The sequence below is a fragment of the Microcystis sp. M169S2 genome, from assembly GCF_020245865.1.
Classification (GTDB): domain Bacteria; phylum Cyanobacteriota; class Cyanobacteriia; order Cyanobacteriales; family Microcystaceae; genus Microcystis; species Microcystis ichthyoblabe_A.
Map to the genome: position 1 here is coordinate 1 of NZ_JADBUB010000165.1, position 7054 is coordinate 7054.

A 7054-nucleotide genomic window follows, 5' to 3' on the forward strand; every position below is an offset into this window, starting at 1 on the left:
AATTGAGGGAATGAATACCAAAATAAAGCTTATTAAAAGAATGAGTTATGGATTTACCAATTTTCAACATCTTCGACTTAAGCTGTTTGCTTGCTTTAATTCATAACAAAAATTAACACACGAAAACCAGAAGAGCCAAAATACTAATTTGTCAATAGTTAGCAATATTTAGGGTTTGCTGAATAAATCTAAAAACCTTGTTGTATAAGACTTTTAGACTTTTTGGTTTCCAAAAAGTACCAGATATGGGAGTGATCGGGGGGAAAATTCAGGTACTTTTTCCCTGAAAATTGGGTAATTGACCCCCTCAAAATCAGTAAAACCCTACACCCTACACCCTACACCCTACACCCTGCCCCCAGGAAAAACTTTTTCAGCAAACCCTATTTAATCTGCTTATACTTCGAGTTTTGACCTGAAAATGGGCGATCAATAGAGCAGCAATTATGGTAGTTGGGTTGACCCAAGGAAACCCAACAAAGAGTAACCTTTGGGGTGGTTGGGTTGCGCTTTTTCAAGCGAATTGAGCTATTTTCGCCCCAGTATTGTTTCGCCCAACTCAACCCACGAGGCGATGCACTCTGCTACGCAGTGCCTTTGGCATCGCACTATGAAGGCTTAAAAGCTAAACTGAAACCGAGTTGAATACAGACTGCTTTCTCTATTTCTTGCCAATAAACGTCTTCTAAAACACCCTGTTTATTCTTAATTCTTTGAGAATCTACAGCCCTCATTTGACTTAAGTTGATGTGTCGATCTCCGTCTAGTCCATTCTGCACTGTCGGGGTAATATTGACAACAAAAGGATAAGTCCTTTTCCCCGGCAACAATAGAGCAACTATTGTCGTTGTTCCATTTTGATTGCCAATATCGTTTTGTAAAATCAGGCAAGGGCGTTCTTTATCGGTTTCATAACCAACAACGGGTTTCAGATCGACCCACCATATCTCTCCTCGCTTATAGGTTAGTCTTCCATTAGGCATTTAGACCATCGCCCACTGCAATATCCCAGACAGAAATTTCTGCTTGCATCTCTGGATCATTGGCCTGATCTTTATAAGCATCTTCTAGCTCTTTCATAAAAACCCTTTTCTTCTCTTGCCAGAGAACATCATTGATAAAGCGGCTACGATTGCTTGCTAGTCGATCTACAAAGTCCAAAACTTCGTCGTCTAAGGTTATGCTAACTTTCTTACTCATTGCCCTAAACTGCCCACGACAGCCCAGTAGGATTAGAGCATCATACTAACTAATCCTACATTAATTGTCAATGCCTGCCTCTGATCTGTAAGTAGATTGAATGTCTAACGGTTGAACTCACCCGCCGTCACTAACTTTGGATGATAGCAGTAGTTTAGCAATTATTTTAGGTTGGGTTGACCCAAAGAAACCCAATAAAGAGTAACCTTTGGGGTGGTTGGGTTTCGCTTTTTCAAGCGAATTGAGCTATTTTCGCCCCAGTCTTGTTTCGCTCAATCCAACCTACCAGGGGATACGCTCTGCTACGCGGTGCCTTTGGCATCGTACTAACGTTGTTAGACCGTTCCACACCCGATTAGCTTAAACTGTTCAATGACTGAATTACGACTATTCCACCCTCGATCGCATCAAGTTGCATCCGATAGCCGTAGAGTAAACTCATACCGACCAAAGGTTCTGTTTCGGCTGCGTTAACATCAATATACCGATATTCACCGTCCCAAATAACAAGACCACTGTAAACGTCAAAGATACAGGTACTTCCATCCCCTAATGTTCCCTCTTCACGGCTATACAACCGTAAGTTGAGGCTGTTGATTACTGTCAGAGGTAAGGTCAAAAAGCCTGTGAACCCTGTATCAATAACAGCATCAATTACCTGCCTCTGTTTACTCTCATTGCTTACGACTAACCGAAGCGTTGCCTCGCAATTTTGATCAACAATTCCGTTCATCATAAAGTTAAAGCAGACGACCTACGCCAAAGCGGTGAACGCCTTTATGTCCAATTCGGACACGCCAGATTTGAGCATCAGGGTTTCGTTCAAGCAATCGATTAGAAGCAGTTATTGTGTCATTGGCAAGCTCAAAAGCACCTGTTTCGATATCTATGGCTACAATCTTCCCATGATTGCCTTCCTCGACTTGGGGGCGCACCTGAGATTGATAAATCTCTTTACCACGTCGGGCGAATTCTTCTTTGCTGTAGCGGAGTTGATTAACTGTCATTGTCCTGGCCCCGTTGCAACTTTTGCCCCTCTATTTTAACCTAAACATTGGCAATCTTCGCTAACATTTCTCAACTGGGACCACAAAGGCTGCATCGCACTTAGACTCACAGTTTCAATCAATGTGCATGGTGCGTTCCCCAAAATCGATCGCTGGAGCGGTAGAAGTTGCCTTAGGGAACGCACCCTACAAGATTGCGATCGCACTGAGAGATAAGTTCCGATGTTACCAAAACTCTTAAAGACATTGAAAGAAAAGGTCATCCTTGATGGCGATGAAGTAAGCTCCATTTTGTTTAAACAAGGGAACTGTATTAGCCAGTTCTAAAGTCTTTTTCGCTGTATTTAAATCTAATTGAAAGTCTTGATTTTCTGGTGGTGCAACAACCATTAGATAAGCAGGCTGCTGCGGATTTTTTGAGCTACAAATTTTAGAACTTAACTTGACGTTTCTTGCTATTTCTTGATCTTCTTCTACATCATCTCTTGTAAAACTCGATCCAGTGACTACATAATATTTTGTTTCTGGTGATAGTGAAGTATTGGTAGACATTATTAATGTTTGAATTACAGCTTGAAATTGTTGACTACCAAGTAAATTATTTATAAATTTTGGTTCTGCAATTAAATTGTTTGTAAATTCTTCTTTGCTCGGTAGAATTTCAGCAATTTTCTGAGTTATTTCTACAACTTTTTTGGGATCTTTATTGATAGAATCTACCACTTCGGGAACAATTTTTTCATCGATCATCTTCTTCATTGCCTGATTGTCATTTCCTTTCAGGTAACTTTCTACAGTCTCTTTTGCTTTTCCCTCAATTGCACTATAGATTCCCCAGAATCCACCCAGTCCAGCTAAGCCGGTAATCACTAATAACGTTGTCCCTATTTTTTGTGCAATGCTGATAATTTCATTAAGATGAGAGTTGATTTTTTTGATCCCTTCAGAAGTCACATTTTCGATCAATAACTTCTGGATTAACTCTTGGTTTTCTTTTTGGAGATCGGAAATTTCCTTCTCTAATTCAATAATTCTCTCGTCTCGATCCATTTCTAAGCCTTGCCGATCATTGTCAGCCGTTTTTTTTGAACTACTATCCATCTTTTTGTTCCTCTAAAACTTTTTCTTGAATTTACTCTTATATTATTACATTCGAGAGTTTCGGCAGCAACGATCTGGGTCAACTTTCTGCATAACAATCTCCAGAGCAACGATAGGGGTCAACTTTCTGTATATCACCCCGACGTACAACATATATACTCATTTGTCAATAGGTAGTAATATTTAATCTGCTTATACTTCGAGTTTTGACCTGAAAATGGGCGATCGATAGTCAAGCGATCGAGAGATGGGGATGACCACGAACCTAGGGGATTATGCAACGGGGAACAACTTATCCGCAGGTTTCCGGTGGGCCAAAACCATAATCCGGGAGATTCCGGGCATCTCCGCAAGTCAGCTAAGAGCCATTGACCCCAGAAAAAATCTTCAGCCCCATAACCACTATAACTAATAGCCGTTCCCCAATAACTGATCACTGAGAGACAGCTAAACTAAAAAGCCGTGCTAAAATCAGCATATCTAGGGTCGCTTGTGTAGGTGATGGATAGGCTATGTTTGAAAGATTTACGGAAAAAGCCATTAAAGTAATCATGCTCGCCCAAGAAGAAGCCCGCCGCCTCGGCCATAACTTCGTGGGAACAGAGCAGATTTTACTAGGACTAATTGGAGAGGGAACGGGAGTTGCCGCCAAAGTCCTCAAGTCCATGGGTGTCAATCTCAAAGATGCGCGCGTGGAGGTGGAGAAAATCATCGGTCGCGGTTCCGGATTCGTAGCCGTGGAAATTCCCTTCACCCCCAGAGCCAAACGAGTTTTAGAACTCTCCCTCGAAGAAGCCCGTCAACTGGGCCATAACTATATTGGCACAGAACACCTCCTTTTAGGACTAATTCGCGAAGGGGAAGGTGTGGCCGCTAGGGTTCTGGAAAATCTCGGCGTGGATCTCTCGAAAGTTCGCACCCAGGTGATCAGAATGTTAGGGGAAACCGCCGAAGTGGCCGCCGGTTCATCTTCCCAAGGTCGCACTAAAACCCCCACTCTTGACGAATTCGGTTCCAATCTCACCCAAATGGCCAGCGAGGGTAAACTCGATCCCGTGGTCGGCCGGCAAAAGGAAATCGAGCGCGTCATCCAAATTCTCGGTCGTCGTACCAAAAATAACCCAGTCCTAATCGGGGAACCGGGGGTAGGTAAAACAGCGATCGCAGAAGGATTGGCCCAACGCATTGCTAACAAGGATATTCCCGACATTCTCGAAGAAAAACGGGTTGTCACCCTCGATATCGGCTTGTTAGTGGCGGGAACCAAGTATCGCGGCGAATTTGAGGAACGCCTCAAAAAAATCATGGACGAAATTCGCCAAGCGGGTAACGTCGTCCTTGTTATCGATGAAGTTCATACTCTCATCGGTGCCGGGGCAGCCGAAGGGGCGATCGATGCGGCCAATATTCTCAAACCAGCTTTGGCCCGGGGAGAACTGCAATGTATCGGGGCGACGACCTTGGATGAGTACCGCAAACATATCGAACGGGATGCGGCTCTAGAAAGACGTTTTCAACCGGTTATGGTCGGTGAACCCTCCGTAGAAGAAACGATCGAAATTCTCTACGGTCTCCGGGAACGCTACGAACAGCACCATAAACTAAAAATCTTAGACGAAGCGCTAGAAGCGGCGGCGAAATTGTCCGATCGCTACATTAGCGATCGCTTTTTACCGGACAAGGCGATCGATTTAATCGATGAAGCTGGTTCGAGAGTGCGCTTGATTAATTCCCAATTGCCCCCAGCAGCCAAGGAATTAGATAAAGAACTGCGGCAAATTCTCAAACAAAAAGATGACGCAGTGCGCGGTCAAGACTTCGAGAAAGCGGGAGAATTGCGCGATCGGGAAATGGAAATCAAAACCCAGATCCGGAATCTCGCTTCCACCAAAAAAGGCGAAGATGGCAACGATGAACCCTTTGTGGATGCCGAGGAAATCGCCCACATCGTCGCTTCTTGGACTGGGGTTCCCGTCAACAAACTGACCGAAACCGAATCCGAGAAACTGCTGCACATGGAAGATACCCTGCATCAGCGTCTCATCGGTCAAGAGGACGCGGTTAAAGCGGTGTCTCGTGCCATTCGTCGCGCTCGCGTCGGTCTGAAAAATCCCAACCGTCCCATTGCTTCCTTTATCTTCTCCGGTCCAACGGGGGTAGGTAAAACCGAGTTAACTAAAGCTCTGGCCGCTTATTTCTTTGGTTCGGAAGATGCGATGATCCGTCTCGATATGTCGGAATACATGGAACGGCACACGGTTTCTAAGTTAATCGGTTCACCTCCGGGTTATGTTGGTTACAACGAAGGGGGACAATTAACGGAAGCGGTGCGTCGTCGTCCTTATACGGTGGTGCTATTCGACGAAATCGAAAAGGCTCACCCCGATGTCTTCAATATGCTTCTGCAAATCCTTGAAGATGGACGTTTGACCGATGCCAAAGGTCGCACGGTGGACTTTAAAAATACCCTGTTGATCATGACCTCGAACATCGGTTCTAAAGTCATCGAGAAGGGTGGCGGTGGTTTAGGTTTCGAGTTTGCCGATAATCAAGCCGAGGCCCAGTATAATCGCATTCGATCGCTGGTTAATGAGGAATTAAAACAATATTTCCGTCCGGAATTCCTCAACCGTCTCGATGAGATTATTGTCTTCCGTCAACTCAATAAGGAAGAGGTCAAGGAAATCGCCGAAATCCTGCTCAAGGATGTGTTTAAACGTCTGACAGAACAAAATATTACTTTGTCTGTTACTGATAAGTTTAAAGAACGCTTGATCGAGGAGGGTTATAATCCGGCCTACGGCGCTCGTCCCTTACGTCGTGCGATTATGCGTCTGTTGGAAGATGTTCTGGCTGAGGAAATTCTCTCCGGACGGGTTTCCGATGGCGATACGGCCATGGTCGATATCGATGAGGAAGGTAAGGTGAAAGTAATTTCCGGTGAAAGACGTGAGTTAATCGCTCCCGTGATTGAATAAATTCTTACTGGAATTAGTTAAATAAAAGGTGGGCTTTTTGCTCACCTTTTCTCGTAAAGATAGGGGAAAAAAGTGCGATGAAAGTCTGGGTTGTGGGCTGTGTTTTGTTATTTTTGTTGGTGGAATTTTATCAGTGGGCAAAGGGTTTTATTTTGCCTTTACCTCTCTATATTTTTGCCGGAGCTTTATTATCGATCGCTTCTAATTATTCTCAAGATATGAGCAATTTATTTGCTAGAAATGAACAGGTTTATCAAACTGCCAGTTTAAGTGATATTCCTGACATTTTGACGGCAGAAAACTCGATACCTCTGCTAAAAGAAGGGGAAAATAAGCTTGAATAGCTATAATAATCCTCTATTTATCGCTCTTTTCTAGTATGAAAGCTTAAAATAAACATGAAGTAGAATATAATAAGTAGGTAGGTGTTAAAAGTTGTCAGACACCCCCCTTATCAAGGGGGGCAGGGCTGAGAGGGGGACAAGCGAGCTAGAAGGTAGATAGGGCAAGCGATATCGCTCTTTGTCCTTTGATGTAATCCTTCAACCGATAGCGGCTAATTTGCATTAGCTCTTCTATATTTTTTTGGAACATTTGATGTAGATGGAGCCAATGATAGAGATGTTAACCCACATAAAAACTGCTGTGCCTGCGTTGACCTTTATATCTTTTTTCAGGTCTTGTAACATATTTTTGGATTCCCATATCCTTAATTTTTTTACCTTGCATTGTGGCACTTGTATAGGCGATAGCTATAACAATTATCAG

General features: G+C 43.6%; 8 protein-coding genes. 3 read left to right on the plus strand and 5 right to left on the minus strand.

Annotation, left to right across the window (positions count from 1 at the left end; translation table 11 throughout):
* The coding region (locus IM485_RS16255) for a transposase (RefSeq protein WP_287638279.1) at positions 1–106 on the plus strand (106 nt) is incomplete at its 5' end.
* A gap of 502 nt (positions 107–608) precedes the next feature.
* On the opposite strand, the gene IM485_RS16260 is transcribed toward IM485_RS16255, so the two are convergent.
* The 5 genes from IM485_RS16260 to IM485_RS16280 all read right to left on the minus strand — a co-directional run bounded on the left by IM485_RS16260 (position 609) and on the right by IM485_RS16280 (position 3308).
* Complete coding sequence (locus IM485_RS16260) at positions 609–983, minus strand: type II toxin-antitoxin system PemK/MazF family toxin (RefSeq protein ID WP_287744344.1); 375 nt, start codon at positions 981–983, stop codon at positions 609–611.
* On the minus strand, positions 976–1200 hold the full coding sequence (gene mazE / locus IM485_RS16265; RefSeq protein WP_004158853.1) for a type II toxin-antitoxin system MazE family antitoxin: 225 nt from the start codon (positions 1198–1200) through the stop codon (positions 976–978). The genes IM485_RS16260 and mazE overlap by 8 nt, the downstream gene beginning before the upstream one ends.
* Positions 1201–1555: 355 nt before the next feature.
* A complete protein-coding gene (locus tag IM485_RS16270) occupies positions 1556–1936 on the minus strand; it encodes a clan AA aspartic protease (RefSeq protein ID WP_103111222.1) in 381 nt (126 codons plus the stop codon).
* 4 nt (positions 1937–1940) lie between these two features.
* Complete coding sequence (locus tag IM485_RS16275; RefSeq protein ID WP_106909787.1) at positions 1941–2207, minus strand: hypothetical protein; 267 nt, start codon at positions 2205–2207, stop codon at positions 1941–1943.
* Positions 2208–2444: 237 nt separating this feature from the next.
* Positions 2445–3308 (minus strand): hypothetical protein, encoded by an 864-nt coding sequence (locus IM485_RS16280; RefSeq protein ID WP_287744349.1) that lies wholly within the window; start codon positions 3306–3308, stop codon positions 2445–2447.
* A gap of 512 nt (positions 3309–3820) precedes the next feature.
* Between IM485_RS16280 and IM485_RS16285 the strand changes: the two genes are divergently transcribed.
* Together IM485_RS16285 and IM485_RS16290 are read left to right on the plus strand one after the other, a co-directional pair.
* The gene (locus tag IM485_RS16285) at positions 3821–6286 is read left to right on the plus strand and encodes an ATP-dependent Clp protease ATP-binding subunit (protein ID WP_002732350.1); all 2466 of its coding nucleotides are present in this window, start codon (positions 3821–3823) and stop codon (positions 6284–6286) included.
* A 77-nt stretch (positions 6287–6363) separates the two neighbouring features.
* Positions 6364–6630: a hypothetical protein gene (locus tag IM485_RS16290; RefSeq protein WP_104397034.1), complete on the plus strand. Its 267-nt coding sequence runs from the start codon at positions 6364–6366 to the stop codon at positions 6628–6630.
* The last annotated feature ends 424 nt before the right edge of the window (positions 6631–7054 follow it).

Bases quoted from the DNA above. Each gene is read 5' to 3' on its own strand.
- IM485_RS16260 (WP_287744344.1), bottom strand. From the start codon at position 983: ATGCCTAATGGAAGACTAACCTATAAGCGAGGAGAGATATGGTGGGTC.
- mazE (WP_004158853.1), bottom strand. From the start codon at position 1,200: ATGAGTAAGAAAGTTAGCATAACCTTAGACGACGAAGTTTTGGACTTT.
- IM485_RS16270 (WP_103111222.1), bottom strand. From the start codon at position 1,936: ATGATGAACGGAATTGTTGATCAAAATTGCGAGGCAACGCTTCGGTTA.
- IM485_RS16275 (WP_106909787.1), bottom strand. From the start codon at position 2,207: ATGACAGTTAATCAACTCCGCTACAGCAAAGAAGAATTCGCCCGACGT.
- IM485_RS16280 (WP_287744349.1), bottom strand. From the start codon at position 3,308: ATGGATAGTAGTTCAAAAAAAACGGCTGACAATGATCGGCAAGGCTTA.
- IM485_RS16285 (WP_002732350.1), top strand. From the start codon at position 3,821: ATGTTTGAAAGATTTACGGAAAAAGCCATTAAAGTAATCATGCTCGCC.
- IM485_RS16290 (WP_104397034.1), top strand. From the start codon at position 6,364: ATGAAAGTCTGGGTTGTGGGCTGTGTTTTGTTATTTTTGTTGGTGGAA.